15 protein-coding genes are annotated in these 23,638 nt (G+C 62.0%); 8 read left to right on the forward strand and 7 right to left on the reverse strand.

The features are described 5' to 3' along the window. Window positions 1–193 precede the first annotated feature (193 nt). Both smc and HU742_RS17180 read right to left on the reverse strand, forming a co-directional pair. The gene (smc, locus tag HU742_RS17175) at window positions 194–3,682 is read right to left on the reverse strand and encodes a chromosome segregation protein SMC (protein ID WP_186636655.1); all 3,489 of its coding nucleotides are present in this window, start codon (window positions 3,680–3,682) and stop codon (window positions 194–196) included. 1 nt (window position 3,683) lies between these two features. Then, the gene (locus HU742_RS17180) at window positions 3,684–4,343 is read right to left on the reverse strand and encodes a GntR family transcriptional regulator (RefSeq protein ID WP_186636656.1); all 660 of its coding nucleotides are present in this window, start codon (window positions 4,341–4,343) and stop codon (window positions 3,684–3,686) included. Between the two features lie 264 nt (window positions 4,344–4,607). Between HU742_RS17180 and xdhA the strand changes: the two genes are divergently transcribed. From xdhA to guaD, 4 genes are all read left to right on the forward strand, one after another. Next, entirely contained in the window at window positions 4,608–6,062 is a 1,455-nt protein-coding gene (gene xdhA / locus HU742_RS17185) for a xanthine dehydrogenase small subunit (RefSeq protein WP_186643144.1), read from the forward strand. Continuing rightward, window positions 6,055–8,454 carry a xanthine dehydrogenase molybdopterin binding subunit gene (xdhB, locus tag HU742_RS17190; RefSeq protein WP_186643143.1) on the forward strand — a complete coding sequence of 800 codons (2,400 nt, stop codon included), beginning with the start codon at window positions 6,055–6,057 and terminating at the stop codon, window positions 8,452–8,454. The genes xdhA and xdhB overlap by 8 nt, the downstream gene beginning before the upstream one ends. A gap of 68 nt (window positions 8,455–8,522) precedes the next feature. After that, a complete protein-coding gene (gene xdhC / locus HU742_RS17195; protein ID WP_186636660.1) occupies window positions 8,523–9,359 on the forward strand; it encodes a xanthine dehydrogenase accessory protein XdhC in 837 nt (278 codons plus the stop codon). Window positions 9,360–9,379: 20 nt separating this feature from the next. Continuing rightward, on the forward strand, window positions 9,380–10,684 hold the full coding sequence (gene guaD / locus HU742_RS17200) for a guanine deaminase (protein WP_186643142.1): 1,305 nt from the start codon (window positions 9,380–9,382) through the stop codon (window positions 10,682–10,684). Between the two features lie 125 nt (window positions 10,685–10,809). Here the strand turns inward: guaD and HU742_RS17205 are convergent, their stop codons facing one another. Beyond that, window positions 10,810–11,574 carry a GntR family transcriptional regulator gene (locus HU742_RS17205; protein WP_186636663.1) on the reverse strand — a complete coding sequence of 255 codons (765 nt, stop codon included), beginning with the start codon at window positions 11,572–11,574 and terminating at the stop codon, window positions 10,810–10,812. A gap of 241 nt (window positions 11,575–11,815) precedes the next feature. Here HU742_RS17205 and HU742_RS17210 point away from each other — a divergent pair, with 241 nt between their 5' ends. Further along, complete coding sequence (locus HU742_RS17210; RefSeq protein WP_186636665.1) at window positions 11,816–13,006, forward strand: benzoate/H(+) symporter BenE family transporter; 1,191 nt, start codon at window positions 11,816–11,818, stop codon at window positions 13,004–13,006. A gap of 156 nt (window positions 13,007–13,162) precedes the next feature. Here the strand turns inward: HU742_RS17210 and HU742_RS17215 are convergent, their stop codons facing one another. Further along, on the reverse strand, window positions 13,163–13,507 hold the full coding sequence (locus HU742_RS17215) for a YggL family protein (RefSeq protein ID WP_186643141.1): 345 nt from the start codon (window positions 13,505–13,507) through the stop codon (window positions 13,163–13,165). A 233-nt stretch (window positions 13,508–13,740) separates the two neighbouring features. On the opposite strand from HU742_RS17215, the gene dacB reads away from it, so the two are divergent. After that, entirely contained in the window at window positions 13,741–15,207 is a 1,467-nt protein-coding gene (dacB, locus tag HU742_RS17220) for a D-alanyl-D-alanine carboxypeptidase/D-alanyl-D-alanine endopeptidase (protein ID WP_186643140.1), read from the forward strand. A 68-nt stretch (window positions 15,208–15,275) separates the two neighbouring features. On the opposite strand, the gene HU742_RS17225 is transcribed toward dacB, so the two are convergent. Next, entirely contained in the window at window positions 15,276–17,660 is a 2,385-nt protein-coding gene (locus HU742_RS17225) for a sensor domain-containing diguanylate cyclase (protein WP_186643139.1), read from the reverse strand. A gap of 141 nt (window positions 17,661–17,801) precedes the next feature. Continuing rightward, on the reverse strand, window positions 17,802–20,072 hold the full coding sequence (gene rlmKL / locus HU742_RS17230) for a bifunctional 23S rRNA (guanine(2069)-N(7))-methyltransferase RlmK/23S rRNA (guanine(2445)-N(2))-methyltransferase RlmL (protein ID WP_186643138.1): 2,271 nt from the start codon (window positions 20,070–20,072) through the stop codon (window positions 17,802–17,804). 532 nt (window positions 20,073–20,604) lie between these two features. On the opposite strand from rlmKL, the gene rmf reads away from it, so the two are divergent. Further along, window positions 20,605–20,820: a ribosome modulation factor gene (rmf, locus tag HU742_RS17235; protein ID WP_003223300.1), complete on the forward strand. Its 216-nt coding sequence runs from the start codon at window positions 20,605–20,607 to the stop codon at window positions 20,818–20,820. Window positions 20,821–21,161: 341 nt separating this feature from the next. Here the strand turns inward: rmf and HU742_RS17240 are convergent, their stop codons facing one another. Further along, on the reverse strand, window positions 21,162–22,181 hold the full coding sequence (locus HU742_RS17240) for a quinone-dependent dihydroorotate dehydrogenase (protein ID WP_186643137.1): 1,020 nt from the start codon (window positions 22,179–22,181) through the stop codon (window positions 21,162–21,164). A gap of 234 nt (window positions 22,182–22,415) precedes the next feature. Between HU742_RS17240 and HU742_RS17245 the strand changes: the two genes are divergently transcribed. Continuing rightward, complete coding sequence (locus HU742_RS17245) at window positions 22,416–23,627, forward strand: CmpA/NrtA family ABC transporter substrate-binding protein (RefSeq protein ID WP_186636695.1); 1,212 nt, start codon at window positions 22,416–22,418, stop codon at window positions 23,625–23,627. Window positions 23,628–23,638 lie beyond the last annotated feature (11 nt).

The raw sequence follows: 23,638 nt of genomic DNA on the forward strand, positions 1-23,638 counted from the left end.
CTTTAAAACGTGGCGCCAACTCTATGTTCTGAATGGCGTTTTGCCCACGCATACGAAAAATTGACATTAAACTAGCACGACCAAAGATAACTTTACACCGTCTGTCGCGTAGGCTTGCGCCAATCTGTGAATTGAACGACACGCCTCCCAGTAAAAACACCTGGCTCCGCCGACAAATCTCTTGCAACCATGGTCATGCATCCACCATCGCCATGGCTTCTTCCACGTCCACCGCCACCAGCCGCGAACAACCCGGCTCGTGCATCGTCACGCCCATCAACTGGTCGGCCATTTCCATGGCGATTTTGTTGTGAGTGATGTAGATGAACTGCACGGTCTCGGACATTTCCTTCACCAGTCGTGCGTAACGGCCGACGTTGGCGTCGTCCAGCGGTGCATCGACCTCGTCGAGCATGCAGAACGGCGCCGGGTTCAATTTGAAGATGGCAAATACCAAGGCCAATGCCGTCAGGGCTTTTTCACCGCCAGAGAGCAAATGAATGGTGCTGTTCTTCTTGCCGGGGGGACGCGCCATGATTGTCACCCCAGTATCGAGTAGATCTTCGCCCGTCAGTTCCAAATAGGCGCTGCCGCCACCGAAAACTTTTGGGAAAAGCGCCTGTAGACCGCCATTGATCTGATCAAAGGTATCCTTGAAACGATTGCGGGTTTCCTTGTCGATCTTGCGGATGACGTTTTCCAGGGTTTCCAGCGCTTCCACCAAGTCGTCATTCTGGGCATCCAGGTAACGCTTGCGCTCGGACTGCTGCTGGTACTCGTCGATGGCGGCCAGGTTGATCGCGCCCAGGCGCTGGATGCGCTGGGCAATGCGCTCGAGCTCTTCCTCGGCGTCTTTCTCGTTGGCGCCCGCGACCAAGGTGGCGAGCACGCCGTTGAGGTCGTAGCCGTCCTCCAGCAACTGATCCTGCAAAGCCTTGCGGCGCACGGTCAGGGCTTGCCATTCCATGCGCTGCTGTTCCATCTGGCCGCGGATAAGCTGGGATTGCTGCTCGGCCTGGCTGCGGCGCTTCTCGGCATCGCGCAGTTCGCGGTCGGCATCCTCCAGGGCGATCTGCGCTGTCTTGAGCTCTTCGTCGACGCTCATGCGCTTGTCGAGCAGTTCTTCGAGCTTGAGGCGCAGTTCCTCCAGCGGCGCCTCGCCCTCCTCCAGATTGAGACTCAACTGCTCGCGTTTTTCCGTCAGGCGCTCGGACTGCATTTCCAGGCGTTCCAAGGCCTGGCGCGTGGAATCGTATTGCGCCCTCAGCGAGCCAAGACGGACCGCCAATTGATGGGCATGGTCCTTGTGCTGACGCGCTTCCTGGCGCACCCGATCAAGGCGCTCGCGCAGGCTGTCGCGCTGGGCCAACAGCAATTCGCGCTGCTCGGTGTCCAGCGCCATCGCATCGAGGGCATCTTGCAGTTGCAAGCGCGCTTCGCCGATCTGCTCGTGTTCCAACGCCCGTTGCTCGCCCAGCTCGGCGATTTCTTCGTCGAGGCGGGTGCGACGCAGGGCCAATTGCTCGACCTTGGCCTTGCCGGCGGACAACTGCGCCTTGAGCTCGCCTTGCTGGCGCGCTTCGTCCTGCAACAACCGACGCAAGTGTTCACGGCCATTCTCCTGCTGACGCTGTTGTGCGCGCAGGTTTTGCAATTCGGTTTCCAGGGCTTCGACGCTGGCTTCGCGCTCTTCACGCTCGGCGCCCAGTCGCTGGATTTCCTGGCCGCGGGCGAGCATGCCGCTCTCGGCTTCGCCGGCCCGGCGCACCCGGAGGAAATGCCGGCCCACCCAATATCCGTCACGGCTGATCAGGCTTTCGCCGGGAGCCAGTTGCCCGCGCAGGACCAGCGCCTGATCAAGGCTGTCCACCGGCTTGACCTGCCCCAGCCAGGGCGACAGGTCGACGTCGGCCTCGACCTTGTCCAGCAGACTGCCGGGCATCCGCACGCCGTCGCCGGCCGGGCTGAGCAGGCGCAGATCGCCCTGGGTGAAGCCCGACAGATCAAAGCCGCCAAAGTCTTCCACCAGCACCGCTTGCAGGTCGGCGCCCAACACGGTTTCCACCGCCAGCTCCCAGCCAGCGTCGACTTTCAGTCCTTCGGCCAAGCGCGGGCGTTCGGCCAAGTGCTGGTCGCGCAGCCATTCCGCCGTCCCGGTGCCAGGATCGAGCGCGGCTTGCTGCAAGGCTTCAAGCGAGGCGAGGCGCCCGTTGAGCCGCTGCAATTCGCCCTGGGCTTGCTGCTGATTCTGCAAGGCCAGTTGCAAGGCCTGGCGCAGTTGCTCAAGGCGTTCGACCTGGGCGTCTTCGCTCGCTTGCAAATCTTCGAGAGTGGCTTCGCTGGTGGCCAGTTGTTCGCCCAGGTCCAGAATCGCTGCGTCTTCCGGGTCAGCAGCGAGCAATGTCCGCTCTTCAGTCAGGCGGCGCTGCCGTTCGGCCAGGCGCTCCATGCTGGTTTCCAACTGCTGGATGCGCGACTGCTGCACCTCGGCCTGGCGCCGTGGTTCGGCGGAGGTGAGGTTGAAAGTGTCCCACTGCTCTTGCCAGCCGTGCATGGTCAGCTCGGCTTCCTCCAGGGCAGCGGCGGCTTCTTCGGCGGCGGCGCTGGTGATTTCCTGCTCCGGGGTGAGCCGGTCCAGTTCCTCGCCGAGGGTCAGCAACAGGGTGCGGTCATGCCCGAGGTGGGATTCGGTTTCCAGGCGCGCGCGCTCGGCCTCCTTCAAATCGTCCTGCAACTGACGCAGGCGTTGCTGGCCATGCTGGATGCTCTGTTCGACCCGGGCGATGTCGCCACCCACCGAATAGAAGCGTCCTTGCACCAGATTGAAGCGCTCGGAGAGTTCGTGGTGCCCGTCGCGCAGGCGTTCGATGGCGGCGTCGGCGTTGCGCTGTTCGGCCACCAACGCTTCGAAGCTGACTTCCTGGTTGCCGATGGTCGCCTCGCGCTGGCCGACCTGTTCGTTCAACGCCTGCCAGCGCAGGGCTGACAGCTGGGCCTTGAGCTGGCGCTCTTCGCCCTTGTATTCCTGGTACTTCTTCGCGGCTTCGGCCTGACGGTGCAGCCGTTCCAGCTGGCGCTCGAGTTCTTCACGCAAATCGGTCAGGCGCGCCAGGTTTTCGTGGGTCCGTCGGATACGGTTTTCGGTCTCGCGACGGCGTTCCTTGTACTTGGAAATGCCGGCGGCTTCTTCGATGAAATTACGCAAATCTTCCGGCTTGGCCTCGATCAGCTTGGAGATCATGCCCTGCTCGATGATCGAATAGCTGCGTGGCCCGAGACCGGTGCCGAGGAAGATGTCGGTGATGTCGCGGCGACGGCATTTAGTGCCGTTGAGGAAATAACTGTTCTGGCTGTCGCGGGTCACTTTGCGGCGGATGGAGATCTCTGCGTAGGCAGCGTATTCGCCAATCAGGGTACCGTCCGAGTTATCGAACACCAGTTCGATACTGGCCTGGCTCACCGGTTTACGGCTGGTGGAGCCGTTGAAGATGACGTCGGTCATCGACTCGCCGCGCAAATTCTTGGCCGAGCTCTCGCCCATCACCCAGCGCACGGCGTCGATGATGTTCGATTTGCCGCAACCATTGGGTCCGACCACCGCCGCCATGTTGCTGGGGAAGTTCACCGTGGTCGGGTCGACGAAAGACTTGAACCCGGCCAGCTTGATGCACTTGAGCCGCACGTCAGGCCGCCGTCAGGGCAGAAACCACCAGATCGCAACTGCGCTGGGCGTAGGCCGTCAGCACGATGCGGATCTGCGGCAAATCACGGGCCAGCACGGCGGCGAGCAGGCGCTGGAACAGGTCGAGGAATTCACTCATCTCCGCCTTGCGCTGTTCAAGGGCGAGGAAATAGGCGCGGCTCATCGCCGGCTGCAGGTTTTCGACGGTTTCCTGCAAATACGGGTTGTTGGCGAACGGATAAGCGGCGCGCATCACGCTGAAGCTTTCGTCGACAAAGGTGCGAATGTCCTGGCGCTCGAAAGCCTCCTGGAGGCGCTGTTGGATCGCGACGAACGGCGCCATGTCGGCCTGTACCTTCCAGCCATGGGCCACGGCGTTGCCGAGCAGGATATACAGCTCGCTCATCAACGCACAAAGGCTGCGTACCTTGTGCTCGGTGAGTTCGGTCACGTGGGCGCCACGGCGCGGCAGGATGGCGATCAGATGACGCCTCTCCAGAATCAGCAAGGCCTCGCGGACCGAGCCGCGGCTGACATTGAGCGCCAGCGTGACCTTCTGTTCCTGGATGCGCTCCCCCGGCTTCATTTCGCCGCGAATGATCCGCTCGGCGAGGTGATGGGCGATTTGCTCGGCGAGGCTGTCCGGGGCCTTGAACGTCATGGTTGTCCTTCAAACTCTTCGATTTGCACAAGCGGCGCAGTGTAGCGCACTCGATACGTCATGGCGCAGGGCCTGCACCGGGTTTTTGGCACGATATAAGCAAAAAAGCAGAGGAGGAACCCAGGGTCAATACTGAACTCATCCGTTGCTTATCGACAAAACGGATTTTCTTGACCTTTAAGTCAGAAAATCATTGACCGAAAAGTCAGACCTGCTAAATTCGGCCCACGTCGATACAACAATAATGAATCTGCGAGGCCTTCCGTGATCCAGTTTTTACTCAACCAGGAACTCCGTAGCGAGCATGCCCTGGACCCGAACCTGACCGTGCTCAACTATCTGCGTGAGCACGTCGGCAAATCCGGCACCAAGGAAGGCTGCGCCAGCGGCGACTGCGGTGCCTGCACGGTGGTAGTGGGCGAATTGGACACGGACCAAAGCGGTCGCGAACGCATTCGCTACCGCAGCCTCAATTCATGCCTGACCTTTGTCTCGTCGCTGCACGGCAAGCAACTGATCAGCGTCGAGGATCTCAAGCACAAGGGCCAACTGCACAGCGTCCAACAGGCGATGGTCGATTGCCACGGATCGCAGTGCGGTTTCTGCACGCCGGGCTTCGTCATGTCGTTGTTCGCCCTGCAGAAAAACAGCGAGCAACCCGACGCCCACAAAGCCCATGAAGCCCTCGCCGGCAACCTGTGCCGCTGCACGGGCTATCGGCCGATCCTGGCCGCCGCCGACCAAGCCTGCTGCGCTAAACAGCCAGACCAGTTCGACGCCGGCGAGGCCGAGACCATTTCGCGCCTCAAAGCCATCGCGCCCACCGAAACCGGCGAGCTCAATAGTGGCGACAAGCGCTGCCTGGTGCCGCTGACCGTGGCCGACCTCGCCGATCTCTACGACGCCTATCCACAGGCACGCCTGCTGGCCGGCGGCACTGACCTGGCGCTGGAAGTCACCCAGTTCCACCGCACCCTGCCGGTGATGATCTATGTCGGCAACGTCGCCGAGCTCAAGCGCATCGAGCATTTCGATGATCGCCTGGAGATCGGCGCCGCGACCGCGCTCTCCGATTGCTACGAGGCGCTGAACGCCGAATACCCGGACTTCGGCGAATTGCTGCAACGCTTCGCCTCGTTGCAGATCCGCAACCAGGGCACCCTGGGTGGCAACATCGGCAACGCCTCGCCCATCGGCGACTCGCCGCCCCTGCTGATCGCCCTCGGTGCGCAGATCGTGCTGTGCAAGGGCCAGGTCCGCCGCACCCTGGCCCTGGAGGATTACTTCATCGATTACCGGGTCACTGCGCGCCAGGAAAGTGAATTCATCGAGAAGATCATCGTGCCGCGGGCCAGCGCCGAACAGGCATTTCGCGCCTACAAGGTTTCCAAGCGCCTGGACGATGATATTTCAGCCGTGTGCGCGGCATTCAACCTGCGCATCGACAACGGCGTGGTCCGTGACGCCCGCGTCGCCTTTGGTGGCATGGCCGCAACGCCCAAGCGCGCCAAGCATTGCGAAGCCGCCTTGGTTGGCGCGCCGTGGAACGATAGCACCGTCGAACGCGCCTGCGTCGCCCTGGCCGAAGATTTCACGCCGCTGTCGGATTTCCGTGCCAGCAAGGAATACCGCCTGCTCAGCGCGCAAAACCTGTTGCGCAAATACTTCATCGAACTGCAAACGCCGCACATCGAGACTCGGGTGACCGCTTATGTCTAACCATCACGCCGTAGAGAAGACCCAAGCCGAACTGGCCGAACTGTTCGCCCGTGACCTCACCACCGGCGTGGGTCGCAGCGTCAAGCATGACAGCGCCGCCAAGCACGTTTCCGGCGAAGCCCAGTACATCGATGATCGCCTGGAATTTCCCAACCAACTGCACGTGTATGCCCGGCTGTCGGACCGCGCCCACGCCCGGATCATCCGCATCGACACCGCGCCTTGCTACGCCTTCGAGGGCGTGCGCATCGCCATCACCCATGCAGACATTCCAGGCCTGAAGGACATCGGCCCGCTGCTGCCCGGTGACCCGCTGCTGGCGATCGATGATGTGCAGTTCGTCGGTCAACCGGTGCTGGCCGTGGCCGCCAAGGATCTTGAGACGGCACGCAAGGCCGCCATGGCCGCGATCATCGAATACGAAGACTTGGAGCCAGTGCTCGATGTCGTCGCAGCCCTGCGCAAACGGCATTTTGTACTCGACAGTCACACCCACCAGCGCGGCGATTCGGCCACCGCGCTGGCGAGCGCCGAGCACCGCATCCAGGGCTCGCTGCACATCGGCGGCCAGGAGCACTTTTACCTGGAAACCCAGATCTCCTCGGTAATGCCCACTGAAGACGGCGGGATGATCGTCTACTGCTCGACCCAGAACCCCACCGAAGTACAGAAACTGGTGGCCGAGGTGCTCGGTGTATCGATGAACAAAGTCGTGGTGGACATGCGTCGCATGGGCGGTGGCTTCGGCGGCAAGGAAACCCAGGCCGCCAGCCCGGCGTGCCTGTGCGCCGTCGTCGCGCACCTCACTGGCCAGCCGGCCAAGATGCGCCTGCCCCGGGTGGAAGACATGCTGATGACCGGCAAGCGTCACCCCTTCTATATCGAATATAACGTGGGTTTCGACAGCACCGGCCGCCTGCACGGCATCGCCTTGGAACTCGCCGGCAACTGCGGTTGCTCGCCGGACCTGTCGGCGTCGATTGTCGACCGGGCGATGTTCCACGCCGACAACGCCTACTACCTGGGCGATGCGACCATCAACGGCCATCGCTGCAAGACCAACACCGCGTCGAACACCGCCTACCGGGGTTTCGGCGGACCGCAAGGCATGGTCGCCATCGAAGAGGTAATGGATGCGATTGCGCGGCACCTGGGGCTCGATCCGCTGGACGTGCGCAAGGCCAACTACTACGGCAAGACCGAGCGCAACGTCACGCATTACTACCAGACCGTCGAGCACAACATGCTCGAGGAAATGACCGCCGAGCTTGAGCAGAGCAGCCAGTACGCCGAGCGCCGCGAAGCGATCCGCCGCTACAACGCAGGCAGCCCGATCCTGAAAAAAGGCCTGGCGCTGACCCCGGTGAAATTCGGCATATCCTTCACCGCCAGCTTCCTCAACCAGGCCGGCGCGTTGATCCACGTCTACACCGACGGCAGCATCCACCTGAACCATGGCGGCACGGAGATGGGCCAAGGCTTGAACACCAAGGTCGCCCAAGTGGTGGCCGAAGTGTTCCAGGTGGAAATGGACCGCGTGCAGATCACTGCGACCAATACCGACAAAGTGCCGAACACCTCGCCCACCGCCGCCTCCAGCGGGGCCGACCTGAACGGCAAGGCCGCGCAAAACGCTGCTGAAACCATCAAGCAACGCCTGGTGGAATTCGCCGCGCGGCAGTACAAGGTCAGCGAAGAAGATGTCGAATTCCACAACGGCCATGTGCGGGTTCGCGATCACATCCTGAGCTTCGAGGCGCTGGTGCAGCAGGCGTATTTCGCCCAGGTCTCGCTGTCGAGCACCGGTTTCTACAAGACCCCGAAAATCTACTACGACCGCAGCCAGGCCCGTGGCCGGCCGTTCTACTACTACGCCTATGGCGCGGCGTGTGCCGAGGTCATCGTCGACACGCTCACGGGTGAGTACAAGATGCTGCGCACCGACATCCTCCACGACGTCGGCGCCTCGCTGAACCCGGCCATCGACATCGGCCAGGTCGAAGGCGGCTTCATCCAAGGCATGGGCTGGCTGACCATGGAAGAGCTGGTGTGGAACGACAAGGGCAAGCTGATGACCAATGGCCCGGCCAGCTACAAGATCCCGGCAGTGGCCGACATGCCGCTGGACCTGCGGGTCAAGTTGGTGGAAAACCGCAAGAACCCTGAAGACACAGTGTTCCACTCCAAAGCCGTGGGCGAGCCGCCGTTCATGCTCGGCATCGCCGCGTGGTGCGCCATCAAGGACGCCGTGGCGAGCCTGGGCGACTACAGGCATCAGCCGAAAATCGACGCCCCGGCGACACCGGAGCGGGTGTTGTGGGGGTGTGAGCAGATGCGCGGGTTGAAGGTTGTCAGTGCTGAGAAAGTTGAAGTCGAAGTGGCTTCGCTTTGAAGAGCGGACGCAGAGCGTCCAAAGATGCATTCCCGCGCAGGGCGTGGGAACGAGCAGTCGAGGTGAACATGTACAACTGGATCAGCGCCCTCGCCGACCTGCAAGATCGCGGCGAACCCTGCGTGCTGGTGACGATCATCGAAGAGCTCGGCTCCACGCCGCGCAACGCTGGCTCGAAGATGGTCATCAGCGCCAACCAGGCATTCGACACCATTGGCGGTGGGCACTTGGAATACAAGGCCATGGAACTCGCCAGGCAGATGCTTGCCAGTGGGCAACAAAACACCCATCTGGAGCGCTTCAGCCTCGGTGCCAGCCTGGGCCAATGCTGCGGCGGCGTCACCGTGCTGCTGTTTGAACCAATGGGCCAGGTACAGGCGCAGATCGCCGTGTTCGGCGCCGGCCACGTCGGTCGTGCGCTGGTACCGTTGCTGGCGAGCCTGCCATGCCGAGTGCGCTGGATCGACTCACGGGAAGCGGAGTTCCCCGAGCACCTGCCCCACGGCGTGCGCAAGATCGTCACCGACGAGCCGCTGGATGAAGTCGACGAGTTGCCCGCCGGCAGCTACTGCATCGTCATGACCCACAATCATCAGCTCGACCTGGAACTGAGCGCCGCGATCCTCAAGCGCAACGACTTCGCCTACTTCGGACTGATCGGTTCGAAGACCAAGCGGGTCAAGTTCGAGCATCGCCTGCGCGACCGCGGCTTCGACAGCAGCACCCTGCAACGCATGCGTTGCCCGATGGGGATCGGCGAAGTCAAAGGCAAGTTGCCTGTGGAAATTGCCATCTCCATCGCCGGCGAAATCATCGCCACCTATAACGCGGATTTCGGTCAGCACACTTCGCGCGCCGAACCCATTGCCAAGTTGCTGCCGGTTTCACGCCGCAGCCAGCGTTGATTCATTATCGAGAAACTTCCATGCCCCTGACACGCAAAGCCTACCGTGCCGCCCTGCTCCACAGCCTCGCCGACCCGGCCGAAGTGGGAATCGAGGCGTCTTATGAATATTTCGAAGACGGTCTGTTGGTGGTAGAAAACGGCCAGATCAGCGCCATCGGTCACGCCCGCGACCTGCTGCCGACCCTGGCGGCGGATATCGAGATCACGCATTACCAAGACGCACTGATTACACCCGGTTTCATCGACACCCATATCCATCTTCCGCAGACCGGCATGGTGGGCGCCTATGGCGAGCAACTGCTGGACTGGCTCAACACCTACACCTTCCCGTGTGAAAGCCAGTTCGCCGACCAGGCCCACGCCGACGCCGTGGCGGATATTTTCGTCAAGGAACTGCTGCGCAACGGCACCACCACCGCCCTGGTATTCGGCAGTGTGCACCCGCAATCGGTGAACGCGTTTTTCGAGGTCGCCGAGAAGCTCGACCTGCGGATGATCGCCGGCAAGGTCATGATGGACCGCAACGCCCCGGACTATCTCGTCGATACCGCCGAGTCCAGCTACAACGAGAGCAAGGCGCTGATCGAACGCTGGCACGGCAAGGGCCGCCTGCATTACGCCGTGACCCCGCGTTTCGCGCCGACCAGCACGCCCGAGCAGTTGACCCTCGCCGGCCAATTGCTCGGCGAGTACCCCGATTTGTATATGCAGACTCACATCAGTGAAAACCTGCAGGAAGTGCAATGGGTCAAGGAGCTGTTTCCCGAGCGCAAGGGCTACCTGGACGTCTACGACCACTACCAATTGCTCGGCGAGCGTTCGGTGTTCGCCCACGGCGTGCACCTGTGCGATGACGAATGCGCGCGACTGGCGCAGACCGGTTCGGCCATCGCGTTCTGCCCGACCTCGAACCTGTTCCTGGGCAGCGGCCTGTTCAACCTGCCAATGGCCGAGAAGCACAAGGTGAATGTCGGCTTGGGCACAGACGTGGGCGGCGGCACCAGTTTTTCACTGCTGCAAACCCTGAACGAAGCCTACAAAGTGATGCAGCTGCAAGGCGCGCGACTGAGCCCATTCAAGTCGTTGTACCTGGCCACGCTCGGCGGCGCCCGGGCCTTGCGCCTGGAAAACAATATCGGCACCTTGCAACCGGGCACCGATGCGGATTTCCTGGTGTTGGACTACAACGCCACGCCATTGTCGAGCTATCGCCTGAAGCAGGCCAAGGACATTGCCGAGCGGTTGTTTGTCTTGATGACGCTGGGGGATGACCGGACGGTGGCGCAGACTTATGCGGCCGGCAAATTGGTGCATCAGCGCTAGTTTTGACGATCGTTCCCATGCTCTGCGTGGGAACGCAGCCCGGGACGCTCCGCGTCCCAAGAGCCGAACGCGGAGCGTCCGTTGAGGCGTTCCCACGCAGAGCGTGGGAACGATCCGAGTCGGGGTTACAGCTTGGCCGTCGAACGCCCGGGCTTCTTGCTCTGCAACAGGTGCGAGAACACCGCATGCAAGTCATCCGAAGCGCTTTCTTCGTCGAGGTTGAGCTTGCTGTCGATGTGGTCCATGTGATGCATCATCAAGTTCACCGCCAAGGCGGCGTCGCGGGCTTCGATGGCGTCTATCAACTGGGTATGTTCGTCATAGGAACAGTGGGAACGGTTGCCGCTCTCGTACTGGGCAATGATCAATGAAGTCTGGGAAACCAGGCTGCGCTGGAAGCTGATCAACGGCGCATTTTTTGCCGCCTCGGCCAGCTTGAGGTGGAATTCGCCCGACAAGCGGATGCCGGCGCCGCGGTCACCGCGGGAAAAGCTGTCGCGCTCGTCGCTGACCATCTGCCGCAGCTCGGCAAGCTGCTCGGCAGTGGCGTGCTGCACCGCCAGTTCAGTGATCGCCTTCTCCACCATGCGCCGGGCAAAGAACACCTGGCGCGCCTCTTCGACACTCGGGCTGGCCACCACCGCGCCGCGGTTGGGTCGCAACAACACCACGCCTTCGTGGGCCAGGCGTGACAGTGCACGGCGAATGATGGTGCGGCTGACTCCGAAAATTTCCCCCAGCGCCTCTTCGCTCAATTTTGTACCGGGCGCCAGGCGCTGTTCGAGGATGGCCTCGAAAATATGCGCATAGACAATATCGTCCTGGGTTCCGCTGCGGCCGGCTTTGCCTGCTCGCGGTTGTTTCTTGAGGGGCTGCAACTGTTCGTTCATGGGCACTCGAGTCGGGAGAACTGCGGCGATTTAACCGTGACTGTAATACGGCACAGCGGGTCGCTGGCAAGTATTGCGTAAAAAACACGGCGATTGTACACAACCTCTGATGGCAACACGACTGTACGGCTGTTTGCGGGCATGGCTGTATCGCAATCGGCAACTGTCTTGAGTTTAGGCTTAAACCCGAAACCCGGGGCCCTCAAGGCCAGTCAATCTACAACAAGGACCACCGCCCACCATGACCGAAGTCACGACCACGCCACTTCGTCCATTGGCCGATACGTCGCCCTCGGCCATCGTTGCCGGGTTCATCGCCATGATGACCGGCTATACCAGTTCCCTGGTGCTGATGTTCCAGGCCGGCCAGGCGGCAGGGCTGACCAACGGGCAGATTTCCTCGTGGATCTGGGCAATTTCCATCGGCATGGCGGTGTGCTCCATTGGACTGTCGCTGCGCTATCGCACGCCGATTACCATCGCCTGGTCGACGCCGGGCGCGGCACTGCTGATTACCAGTCTGGGCGGGGTGAGTTATGGCGAGGCCATCGGTGCCTATATCACCTGCGCGATCCTGGTGACGATCTGTGGCCTGACCGGCAGCTTCGAGCGCCTGGTCAAGCGCATTCCGGCCTCGCTGGCGGCGGCGTTACTGGCCGGCATCCTGTTCAAGATCGGCAGCGAAATCTTCGTCGCCGCCCAGCATCGCACCGGCCTGGTGCTGGGCATGTTTTTCACCTACCTGATCGTCAAGCGCCTGTCTCCACGCTATGCGGTGCTCGCGGCGTTGCTGGTCGGCACTGCGCTGTCGGGTTTCCTGGGACTGTTGGATTTCAGCAGCTTCGCCCTTGAAGTCGCCACGCCTGTCTGGACCACGCCGCAGTTTTCCCTGGCAGCGACCATCAGCATCGGCATTCCGCTGTTTGTGGTGGCGATGACCTCGCAGAACATGCCCGGCATCGCCGTGCTGCGCGCCGACGGCTACAACGTGCCAGCATCGCCATTGATCACCAGCACCGGCATCGCCTCGCTGCTGCTGGCACCGTTCGGTTCCCACGGGATTAACCTGGCGGCCATCAGCGCAGCGATCTGCACCGGGCCACACGCCCACGAAGATCGCGACAAGCGCTACACGGCGGCGGTCTGGTGCGGGATTTTCTACGGGATCGCCGGGGTGTTCGGCGCGACACTGGCGGCGCTGTTCGCCGCGCTGCCCAAGGAACTGGTGCTTTCGATCGCGGCCTTGGCACTGTTCGGATCGATCATCAATGGCCTGAGCATCGCCATGAGCGAAGCGAAAGAGCGGGAGGCAGCGTTAATTACCTTCATGGTCACGGCGTCGGGGCTGACGCTGTTTTCCATCGGTTCGGCGTTCTGGGGGATTGTGGCGGGGGTGTTGACCTTGCTGATCCTGAACTGGCGTAGCGCCTAAAAAAGATGGGTATGCAGCCGTGACGCTCCGCGTCACTGGACGCGGAGCGTCCCTAGAGGCATTCCCACGCGGAGCGTGGGAACGATCACCCCAACAGACAGGCACAAAAAAACCGGCGCCCAGACGGGCTGCCGGTTTCGGAACATCATCGGAAAATCAAGCGACCGGATTGATCGGCTTTTCCGGGTACCAGACGTCCAGCAACGCGCTGACTTCAACGCTGGTCAGCTCAGGACGTGCCTTGAGCCAGGCTTCAACAGCAGCGCGCTGCTCTTCGGTCACCGAGCCACGCTTCTGCAAGCAAACCAGACCGTAGTCGTCGCCGCCGACGTAGCCCAGGCCGTTGGCTTCCATGGCCTCTTTCAGGAAAGCGTCGAGGAAAGCGTCAATAGCCTCATCGGCCAGATCTTCTTTGAAATCCAGGTTCAGTTCGAAACCCAGCTCTTGAAATTCATCCACGCACAGTTTTTTGCGCAGACGCTGGGAACGGTTAGTCGCCATTGGAACAATCCTCATAAGTAATAACGGCCGGCACTTTACCAGTTTGATGCGTCGTTTGCCCGACTCATCGGGCATGTCCGTCTACCGTCGGTAAAAAAATACCGCTTCGATGGGCTTGGGCACGGCACAAGCCGTTGCGCCTTGGGGCATAATGCCGACACTTTCATGACCGTTGAGGGCGTTCATTTCCATGTCCTCGTCTTTTTCCCCTCGCCTGTAGGGTTTTATTTCAAATGATCAAATCTTTGCGCCCACTGCTTCTGGCCAGTCTTCTTTTTCCTTTGGCCCTTCCCGTCAATATCCACGCTGCCACCATCAACACCGCCCTTTCGCCCAATGTGCAAAAGGCCCTCAAGAACAGCAAACTGCAAGACAACGCCCTGTCACTGGTGCTGGTGCCGCTCAACGGCCCGGGCACCCCGACGTTGTACAACGCCGATGTCTCGGTGAATCCGGCGTCCACCATGAAACTGGTGACGACTTACGCAGCCCTGGAGATGCTCGGCCCCAATCATCAATGGAAGACCGAGTTCTATACCGACGGCACCCTCAGCGGCGGGATCCTCAACGGCAACCTGTACCTCAAGGGCGGCGGCGATCCCAAGCTGAACATGGAAAAGCTCTGGCTGCTGATGCGCGACCTGCGGGCCAACGGCGTGCAGCAAATTACCGGCGACCTGGTGCTGGACCGCAGCTTTTTCATCCAACCGCAGTTGCCCGAGTTCAACGACGACGGCAATGACGAAAACAAACCCTTCCTGGTCAAGCCCGATTCGCTGCTGGTCAACCTCAAGGCGCTGCGCTTCGTCGCCCGCAACGACGGTGGCCGGGTGCTGGTCTCGGTCGAGCCGCCAATCGCCAGTATTCGTATCGAAAACGTGGTCAAGGCCGCCAATTCCAAACAATGCACCGGCGGCGTGCGCTACAACCCGGTGCCCCAGGCGGACGGCAGCATGACGGTGACCGTCAGCGGTCAACTCGGCGAGGGCTGCAGCTCCCAGACCTACCTCTCGTTGCTCGACCATGCCACCTACACCGCTGGCGCCGTGCGGGCGATCTGGAAAGAGTTGGGCGGCAGCATCCAAGGCAAGGACCGCCTGGCCGCGACCCCGAATAGCGCCAAGCTGCTGGCCCGGGCATTTTCGCCGGACCTGGCGGAGATCATCCGCGACATCAACAAATACAGTAACAACACCATGGCCCAGCAACTGTTCCTGAGCCTGGGCGCGCAGTATCGCAACGAGGCCGACGGTGACGACGCCAAGGCCGCGCAACGGGTGGTGCGCCAGTGGCTGGCGAAGAAAGGCATCACCGCGCCGCACCTGGTGATGGAAAACGGCTCGGGCCTGTCCCGTGCCGAACGGGTCAGCGCCCGGGAAATGGCGGCGATGCTGCAAGCCGCCTGGCGCAGTCCGTATTCGGCGGAGTTCATCAGTTCGATGCCGATTGCCGGCACCGACGGCACCATGCGCAAACGCCTGAAGACCACCGCCATGGCCGGCGAAGCCCACGTCAAGACCGGCACGCTGAACACCGTCCGCGCCATCGCCGGCTACAGCCGCGACATCAACGGCAATACCTGGGCAGTGGTTGCGATCCTCAACGATCCGAAACCCTGGGGCGCTTCATCGGTTTTGGACCAGGTGCTGCTGGACCTGTACCGCCAGCCGAAACTGCCGCAGACGGCTTCGGTGCTCTGATCGCATAAAATCAAGCCGGGAGTGGGCTTGCTCACTCCCACCGTAATCGACTTTATCCAGGCTAATGGCTACCCCAGCTGCGCCTCGACTCGATCCCGTCCAGCCTGCTTCGCCGCGTACACTCCGGAGTCGGCCCGCAACAGCAGCGCATCGGCGCCTTCGCCGGCGCGCCAGCTGGCAATGCCGAAACTGGCGGTGATCACCCCCACGCCGTCGATCGGCGCCCCGCGAAGGCCGTCCCATAATCCCAGCGCCAGGGTGTAGGCGTCTTCGGCGTCCGTGTCGGGGCACAGCACCACGAACTCTTCCCCACCCAAGCGACAGAACACATCGGTGCGGCGCAGTCGCTGGATGATTCGCTGGCAGACCGCTTGCAGCACCCGATCGCCCACCGCATGGCCATACTGATCATTGACGCGCTTGAAGTGATCGATGTCGAGCATGATGACCGTGAGTTCTCCGGAACCGCGTTCAACCCGGACCATCTCCGAGGTCAGGCGCTCCTGGAAATAACGCCGGTTGCGAATACCGGTCAAGGCATCGGTCACGGACAGCGCCCGCAGCTCCTCCTCCACGCGCTTGAGGTCGGAAATATCCGAAACATAGCCGTGCCACAACACCCCGCCGCCGGGCAACTGTTCGGGTGTTGCCTCGCCGCGCACCCAGCGCAAGCCGCGCTGTGGCAGTTGCACCCGGTACTCTTCACGCCAAGGGCTCAGGGTGTCAGCCGAGATGCGGATGGAAGCGCGCACCCGTGCGCTGTCCAACGAATGGATTCGCGAGAAAATCGCTTCGGCGTTTCGCACCAGCACGTCAGGTTCCAGTTCATAGATGTCGCGAATGCCATCGCTGGCGTAGATCACGCTGAATCCGCCGTTGAAATCCATTTTGAATTGGTAGATGCCGCCGGGAACGTGGGCGCTGAGCTTCTTCAGCAAGATATCCCGCGCGGCCAATGCCTCATGGACACGCTTGCGTTCGGTGACGTCGATGCAGATCGCCAGGTGCCCGACCCAAAGCCCTTGGTCGTCGAGCACTGGCGTGGCCAGCATGTTGACCGTCAAGTGGCTGCCGTCGCGGCGCACCAGAGTCCATTCCCGCGCCTGTTGGCCGCCCTGCTCGCCGCCCTCGAGCAGCATCGCATGGCACGTGGGGATCGGTTTGCCGAAGCGGGCCGCCAACTGTGCGGACCGCTCCTGCAATTCGCGGGGAACGTGGAGGCTTTCCAGGGTCATGCTTTGCAAAACGTCGCAGCCCTGGTAACCGAGCATCTGCTCGGCGCCGGCGTTGAACGTGGTGATGATGCCCCGCAGGTCGGTGGCGATGATCGCGACTTGGGTCGCGGCATCGAGCACGCCCTTCAATTGGCCGTGAGTGCCACGTAATTCCGATTCCCGGGCATGCAGTTCCCGGGTGCGTTGGTCCACCAACGCCAGGGCCCGCTGCCGCTGGCTGACCAACGTGTAGAGCAAGGCGCTGAGCATCAGGCTGAGCAGTCCGCCCAGCACCGTCAGGCTCACCACGCTGGAGTGATTGCTTGACAGGAACAGACGACTGGGCCGCAGCTCTACGCGAAAGTCATGGTCGCCGAGGCGCAACGGCCGTGCTGCCGACAAATCGCTTTTGCCCGGACGGTTCGAGGTTTCGAACAGGACTTCTGGAAGTTCGCCGTGGGCGGCGTCAAGCACACGCATCGACAGGTTGTCATCGCCAGCCTCCGGCAGGCCATCGGCGACCAACTGGCGCATGCTGATGGCCGCCACCACATAACCGAACGGTTCGCTGGCCGATGGGCCGAGGACGGGCGCTGCCAGCATGACACCCCGGGAAAAGGCCGGATCGACGCCTATCAGGTCGATAGGCTCGGAAACCACCAAGGCGTTACGCTGGCGGGCCCGCTCGAGCGTGACACGGCGCAGTGGATGCGACAGCAAATCCAAGCCCAGCGGCGCGCCATAGGATGGCTGGCTCTGGACGTACAGCACCGGCACGTATTCGTCCCGTTCGGCGGACTCGCGCAGGATCCCGGCCTCGTCCCGCTCACGAACGGTAAAGGTGCTCGACACTTCGGCCCGCGCTCGTTGTTCAAACGCTTGGCGCTCCTCCCGCGCCACCCGAGGCGCCCAGGCGAAGGCCCGGGTGCGCCGCAGCAACGCTTCGGTGTAGCCGTGGAACTCCGTGCTGGAAACCCCGGCGGAGTTGGCGAAGAAGCGCCTCAGACTGTCGAGGCGTTGTTCCTGATCCTGGAAACGTTCTTCGAGGCGGCTATAGCGCTCCTCGACCAACAGTTCAAAGCGCTGGCGCAACTGGCGATTGAACTGGCTCAGCGTGCCCCAGGCCAGCAGTCCGGTCAGCAGCGAGCCCACCATCAGGACCACTGCAGCCACGAGCCATGCTGAAACATCTTCGCTGATAAAGCCCAGGATCCTGGGACGCACCTGATGTAATGCCATACACATAACTCAGAAAGGACCGGCCTTGTGTACAGCCCCGGTCACGCTCTCAGTTATAGCTATTTGCCACCACTTTAGCCAGCCCCAGACGATCCAAGAGCCTTGAGTTTCAAGGCCTGCCTGGATCCAATCAGCCGAACATCAGCGCGCCATGATCTTCCATGCGCGGTGAATCTTGCTGTTGCGGGCAAAATCCGGATCGATGGTCTTGGCGGTGATTTCCTCAACCGCGTAACGCTCACCCAGGTTGTCCTCGAGCTGGAACTTACGGAAGTTGTTGGAGAAATACAGCACGCCGCCCGGCGCCAGGCGCGCCATGGCGAGGTCAAGCAGCTGGACGTGGTCGCGCTGCACGTCGAACACGCCTTCCATGCGCTTGGAGTTGGAGAAGGTCGGCGGGTCGATGAAGATCAGGTCGTACTCGTCGCGACTGGCTTCCAGCCACGCCATGACATCACCCTGTTCCAGGCGGTTCTTGTCGGAAAAACCATTGAGCGACAGGTTGCGTCGAGCCCAGTCCAGGTAGGTTTTCGACAGGTCGACACTGGTGGTGCTCCGGGCACCGCCCTTGGCGGCGTGGACGCTGGCGGTCGCGGTGTAGCAGAACAAGTTCAGGAAGCGCTTGCCGGCCGCCTCTTTCTGGATCCGCAGGCGCATCGGCCGATGGTCGAGAAACAGCCCGGTGTCCAGGTAGTCGGTGAGGTTGACCAACAGCTTTACGCCGCCTTCGTTGACCTCGGTGAATTTGCCCTGGGCACTCTGGCGCTCGTACTGCTTGGTGCCGCTCTGACGCTCGCGGCGCTTGATGACGACACGGCTCTTGTCGACGTTCAAGGCTTGGGGAATGGCCGCCAGGGCATCGAACAATCGGGCCGAGGCCTTTTCCGGATCGATGGACTTCGGCGCGACGTACTCCTGGACGTGCACCCAATCGTGGTACAGGTCGATCGCCATGGAGTATTCCGGCATATCCGCATCGTAGACCCGGTAGCAGTCGACGCCTTCACGCTTGGCCCACTTGCTCAGCAGCTTGAGATTTTTCTGCAGGCGATTGGCGAACATCTGCCCGCCTTCGCTCAACCGCGCCAACTCGACCACAGGGGCCGGCGCCGGAGCGGGTTTGATCGGGTTGCCGTTCTTGTTGTACTGGCGCTCTTGCGGTACTTCCGGGGTTTGATCGTAGGCGGCCTGCTCACGCTCGGCCTGACGCTGTTCCGGCGTGCGCCGCTCGCCGGTGACGAACTGGTCCGGCAGGACCTTGATCAGCAGCAGTTTGCACGGCAAGGCGCCGTTCCAGAACGAATACTGCTTGTGGCTGCGAATGCCCATGCGCTTGCCCAGGTCGGGGGCGCCGGTGAACACCGCCGCCTCCCAGTTCAGACAGGCTTGGCGCAGGCGCTCGCCAAGGTTCTGGTAGAGGTAAAGCAGGCTGGCTTCGTCGCCCAGGCGCTCGCCGTAGGGTGGGTTGCAGATCACCAGGCCTTTCTGGTTCTGGTCCGGACGCGGCTCGAAGGTGGCGACTTCGCCCTGATAGATCTTGATCCACTCGCTCAGGCCTGCACGCTCGACGTTGTTGCGGCCCGGCTGGATCAGCCGTGGGTCGGCTTCGTAGCCGCGAATCCACAGCGGTGGCTTGGCCAGCCCGGCGGCAGCGCGTTCGGTGGCCTCTTCATGAAGCTTCTTCCACAGCGCCGGCACGTGGCCGAGCCAGGCGGTAAAGCCCCACTGCTGGCGACGCAGGTTCGGCGCCATGTCGGCGGCGATCATGCCAGCTTCCACCAGGAAGGTGCCGACACCGCACATCGGGTCGGCCAGCGCCCCGCCTTCGGCGGCAATGCGCGGCCAACCGGAGCGAATCAGAATCGCGGCGGCGAGGTTTTCCTTCAGCGGCGCGGCACCTTGCTGCAAGCGATAACCACGCTGGTGCAGGCTGTGGCCGGAAAGGTCGAGGGAGAGGATCGCTTCGCCACGGTCCAGGCGCAGGTGGATGCGCAGGTCCGGGTTGAGCTTGTCGATGGACGGCCGCTCGCCCGATGGCGTACGCAGCTTGTCGACGATGGCGTCCTTGACCTTCAAGGCGCCGAAATGGGTGTTGTCGATGCCCGAGCCGTGTCCGCTGAACTCTACCGCCAGGGTGCCATCGGCCAGCATATGATCTTGCCAATCGACGTCCAGCACGCCGTGGTACAGGTCTTCGGCGTCCTTCATCGGGAAGCGCTTGAGGACCAGCAACACGCGGTTGGCCAGGCGCGACCACAGGCACAGGCGATAGGCCGCTTCCATGTCGGCCATGCCGCGCACGGCCGAGGTGTGCTCGCGCGCCTCTTCAAGGCCAAGCCCGACGGCTTCCTCGATCAGCAGGCCTTCGAGGCCCTTGGGGCAGGTGAGGAAGAGTTCGAAACGATCGGACATGGGGATTTCCAGAGCCTTTGGCTAAGTGGACCGGGCAACGCATTGCCGGGCCGGGTTCAATCAGGTGCTTTTCTCAAGAGCACCCGCGTGGCACGAACGTGTGCCGTTCCGCCCCCGCCGCTCAGGTTTAAAAAGCTTAGATGCGAAGGCAGATAAAAAATTCTGTGCAACAAATTGTGAAAACGCGTCCCTTTCGTCGAATAGTACCTGAGTGCAACAGGGGGACATTCTCATTCGAACGCGGGGACCGCCCTTCGGCGCAGGGCTGATCATACAGGGGTCTTGCGCAAAAGCGGGTGCTGAACATCATGTTACTTATCGCACTAGCATCTTTATTGTTACGTGCTTATGACAAAACGATCATTCCATCCGTGTGACGCTTTGGTTAGAACTCACCACAGGTTGGCGTCGCAACGGCGCCGACACCTTGGCTCGTCACGCCGGCAACGAGCCACCAACGGCAGAATGATTCTGCCCCGACCTCGATTGAGGTCGACGCTAAGCAACAGTCAACAAGTGAGGGCAACACCCTATGAGAAGACTTAAGCGTGATCCGTTGGAAAGAGCATTTTTACGCGGTTACCAATATGGCGTTGGTGGTAAATCCCGTGAGCTTTGCCCCTTTACTCTACCGTCAGTACGTCAAGCCTGGATCAATGGCTGGCGAGAAGGACGCGGCGACAACTGGGACGGTATGACCGGCACTGCGGGTATCCACAGACTCAACGAACTTCACGCCGTCGGCTGACACAGGGCTCAATACTCAAGAACTCGACAATTTGAAACCCATATCGATTTAACCACGCACGTCCCATCCGGGCGGCGGGCTACGGCCCAAGGGGCTCCTTCGAGGAGCCCTTTTTAATGCCTTGGGGTTGGTGAACTCGGGCTGTAAACACTGATGTGGCGAGGGGATTTAGCGAAACGTCGCACCGCCCCGCTGGGCTGCGAAGCAGCCCCAAGACGGCTCTACCCAATAAACCTGACACACCGAGACGCTGGTAATAAGGGCCGCTTCGCGCCCCAGCGGGGCGGTGCGACGTTTCGCTAAATCCCCTCGCCACAAATGGCCCTCACCAACCTAAGGAATCACCTCAACGCCGCAATCGCATCCACCGATTCACGAATCAACGCCGGCCCTTTGTAGATAAAGCCCGAATAGATCTGCACCAGCCTCGCTCCGGCGGTGATCTTCTCGGCGGCATGCTTGCCTTCGGTAATCCCCCCCGCCGCGATGATTGGCAAGCGCCCCGCCAATTCAGCCGCCAGCACCTTCACGGTGTGGGTGCTCTTGTCACGCACGGGCGCGCCAGATAAGCCGCCCGCCTCGTCACCGTGGTCCAGCCCTTCGACGCCTTCGCGTCCCAGGGTCGTGTTGGTGGCGATCACCGCGTCCATGCCCGTCTCGATCAGGGCCTGGGCCACCTGGGTGGTCTCCTCGTCGGTCATGTCCGGGGCGATCTTGATCGCCAGTGGCACATGCCGGCCGTGGGTCAAGGCCAGTTCCGCACGACGCCGGGCCAAGTCGGCCAGCAGCTGCTTGAGGGAATCACCGAATTGCAGGCTGCGCAGCCCCGGTGTGTTGGGCGAACTGACGTTGACGGTCACGTAGCTGGCGTGGGCGTAGACCTTGTCCAGGCAGATCAGGTAGTCGTCGACGGCGCGCTCCACCGGCGTGTCGAAGTTCTTGCCGATGTTGATGCCCAGCACGCCGTTGTATTTGGCCGCGGCCACACGGGCCAGCAGATGATCGACGCCCAGGTTGTTGAAGCCCATGCGGTTGATGATCGCCTCGGCTTGCGGCAGACGGAAGATCCGTGGCTTGGGGTTGCCCGGCTGTGGTCGCGGCGTGACGGTGCCGATTTCCACAAAACCGAACCCCAACTGGGCGAAGCCGTCGATGGCCGCGCCGTTCTTGTCCAGGCCCGCCGCCAATCCGACCGGGTTGGGGAATTCCAGGCCCATGACCGTCACCGGCAATTTTGCCGGGGCTTTGCACAGCAGCCCATTGAGGCCCAGGCGTCCGCCCGCGCCGATCAAGTCCAGGGACAGGTCGTGGGAAGTTTCCGGGGAGAGTTTGAACAGCAGTTCACGGGCCAGGGTGTACATGGGCGGCTTTGACTCGGGCGACGAAATGAGGCGGCGATTATAGCCGGGCAACGGCGGCGCAAGCGAGGCGTGCGCACAATCCGACGGCACTGGCATATGCCTTGCACCCTTTTGGTCATCAGCGCCCCATGCCAACGACGGAATGAGTGTCGCACTGTTTCAAAGGACAGCAGCGTCGTCGTTCGGCCTTCTTGGCCAGGACACGGCGCTTTTTTGATGTGGAAGGTGATACCGATGAATGAAATTCCAGCCACGCCCCTGGCTTGGGTCAACGGCAGCGATGCCCCGGAAAAGAGCGCGGTCAATCTCGGGTTCATGGCCTTGAGCGACTGTGCCCCGCTGGTCGTCGCCGCGACCCAGGGTTTCGCCCAGCCCTACGGCCTGACCCTGAACCTCAAGCGCCAGGCGTCCTGGGCCAACCTGCGGGACAAGCTGGTCAGTGGCGAAATCGATGCCGCCCACAGCCTTTACGGCCTGATCTACGCCGTGCACCTGGGCATCGGCGGCGTCGCACCAACGGACATGGCCGTGCTGATGGGACTCAACCAGAATGGCCAGAGCATCAACCTCTCCCATGGCCTCCAGGCCCAAGGCGTGACCAGTCCTGAGGCACTGGAACAGCACGTGCACCAAACTCGCCCGAAACTGACCTTCGCCCAGACCTTTCCCACCGGCACCCATGCCATGTGGCTCTACTATTGGCTCGCCGCCCAGGGCATTCATCCACTGTCGGATGTCGACAGCGTGGTCGTACCGCCTCCGCAGATGATCGCGCACCTGCAAGCCGGGCGTATCGACGGATTTTGTGTCGGCGAGCCCTGGTGCGCCAGCGCGGTGAAGCAGAACCTCGGGTTTACCCTGGCGACCACCCAGACCATCTGGCCCGACCATCCGGAAAAAGTCCTCGGCTGCACCCGTGCGTTCGTCGAGCAATACCCCAATACCGCCCGGGCGCTGGTGATGGCGATCCTCGAAGCCAGCCGTTTCATCGAACAAAGCACTGAAAACCGCCGCAGCACCGCGCAATTGTTGAGCGCCCCCGAATACCTCGACGCGCCACTGGACTGCATCGAGCCGCGCCTGCTGGGCATCTACGCCGACGGCCTGGGCAATAGTTGGCAAGATCCTCACGCCATGCGTTTTCATGGCGGCGGCGAGGTCAACCTGCCGTACCTGTCCGATGGCATGTGGTTCATTACCCAGTTCCGCCGCTGGGGCCTGTTGCGCGAAGACCCGGACTACCTGGCCGTGGCCCGGCAAGTCCAGCAGCTCGGGTTGTATCGGGAGGCCGCCGAGGCGCTGGGCGTTTCATCGCCGCGCCAGGACATGCGCAGCAGTCAACTGATCGACGGCACCACCTGGGACGGTTCCGACCCGGCCGGGTATGCCCGCGGCTTCAAACTGCACGCCCTGAGCGATGCGGCTCCCCTTCTCGCCAGCCGCTGACAGGAGCCACG

The sequence above is a fragment of the Pseudomonas marvdashtae genome (genome assembly GCF_014268655.2).
In the GTDB taxonomy this organism is placed as follows: domain Bacteria; phylum Pseudomonadota; class Gammaproteobacteria; order Pseudomonadales; family Pseudomonadaceae; genus Aquipseudomonas; species Aquipseudomonas marvdashtae.

Coding starts and splice junctions, on each gene's coding strand:
- guaD (WP_186643142.1), top strand. CDS start 9,380: ATGCCCCTGACACGCAAAGCCTACCGTGCCGCCCTGCTCCACAGCCTC.
- rlmKL (WP_186643138.1), bottom strand. CDS start 20,072: ATGTCCGATCGTTTCGAACTCTTCCTCACCTGCCCCAAGGGCCTCGAA.
- HU742_RS17210 (WP_186636665.1), top strand. CDS start 11,816: ATGACCGAAGTCACGACCACGCCACTTCGTCCATTGGCCGATACGTCG.
- xdhC (WP_186636660.1), top strand. CDS start 8,523: ATGTACAACTGGATCAGCGCCCTCGCCGACCTGCAAGATCGCGGCGAA.
- HU742_RS17225 (WP_186643139.1), bottom strand. CDS start 17,660: ATGGCATTACATCAGGTGCGTCCCAGGATCCTGGGCTTTATCAGCGAA.
- HU742_RS17215 (WP_186643141.1), bottom strand. CDS start 13,507: ATGGCGACTAACCGTTCCCAGCGTCTGCGCAAAAAACTGTGCGTGGAT.
- HU742_RS17240 (WP_186643137.1), bottom strand. CDS start 22,181: ATGTACACCCTGGCCCGTGAACTGCTGTTCAAACTCTCCCCGGAAACT.
- HU742_RS17205 (WP_186636663.1), bottom strand. CDS start 11,574: ATGAACGAACAGTTGCAGCCCCTCAAGAAACAACCGCGAGCAGGCAAA.
- dacB (WP_186643140.1), top strand. CDS start 13,741: ATGATCAAATCTTTGCGCCCACTGCTTCTGGCCAGTCTTCTTTTTCCT.
- HU742_RS17180 (WP_186636656.1), bottom strand. CDS start 4,343: ATGACGTTCAAGGCCCCGGACAGCCTCGCCGAGCAAATCGCCCATCAC.
- HU742_RS17245 (WP_186636695.1), top strand. CDS start 22,416: ATGAATGAAATTCCAGCCACGCCCCTGGCTTGGGTCAACGGCAGCGAT.
- rmf (WP_003223300.1), top strand. CDS start 20,605: ATGAGAAGACTTAAGCGTGATCCGTTGGAAAGAGCATTTTTACGCGGT.
- xdhB (WP_186643143.1), top strand. CDS start 6,055: ATGTCTAACCATCACGCCGTAGAGAAGACCCAAGCCGAACTGGCCGAA.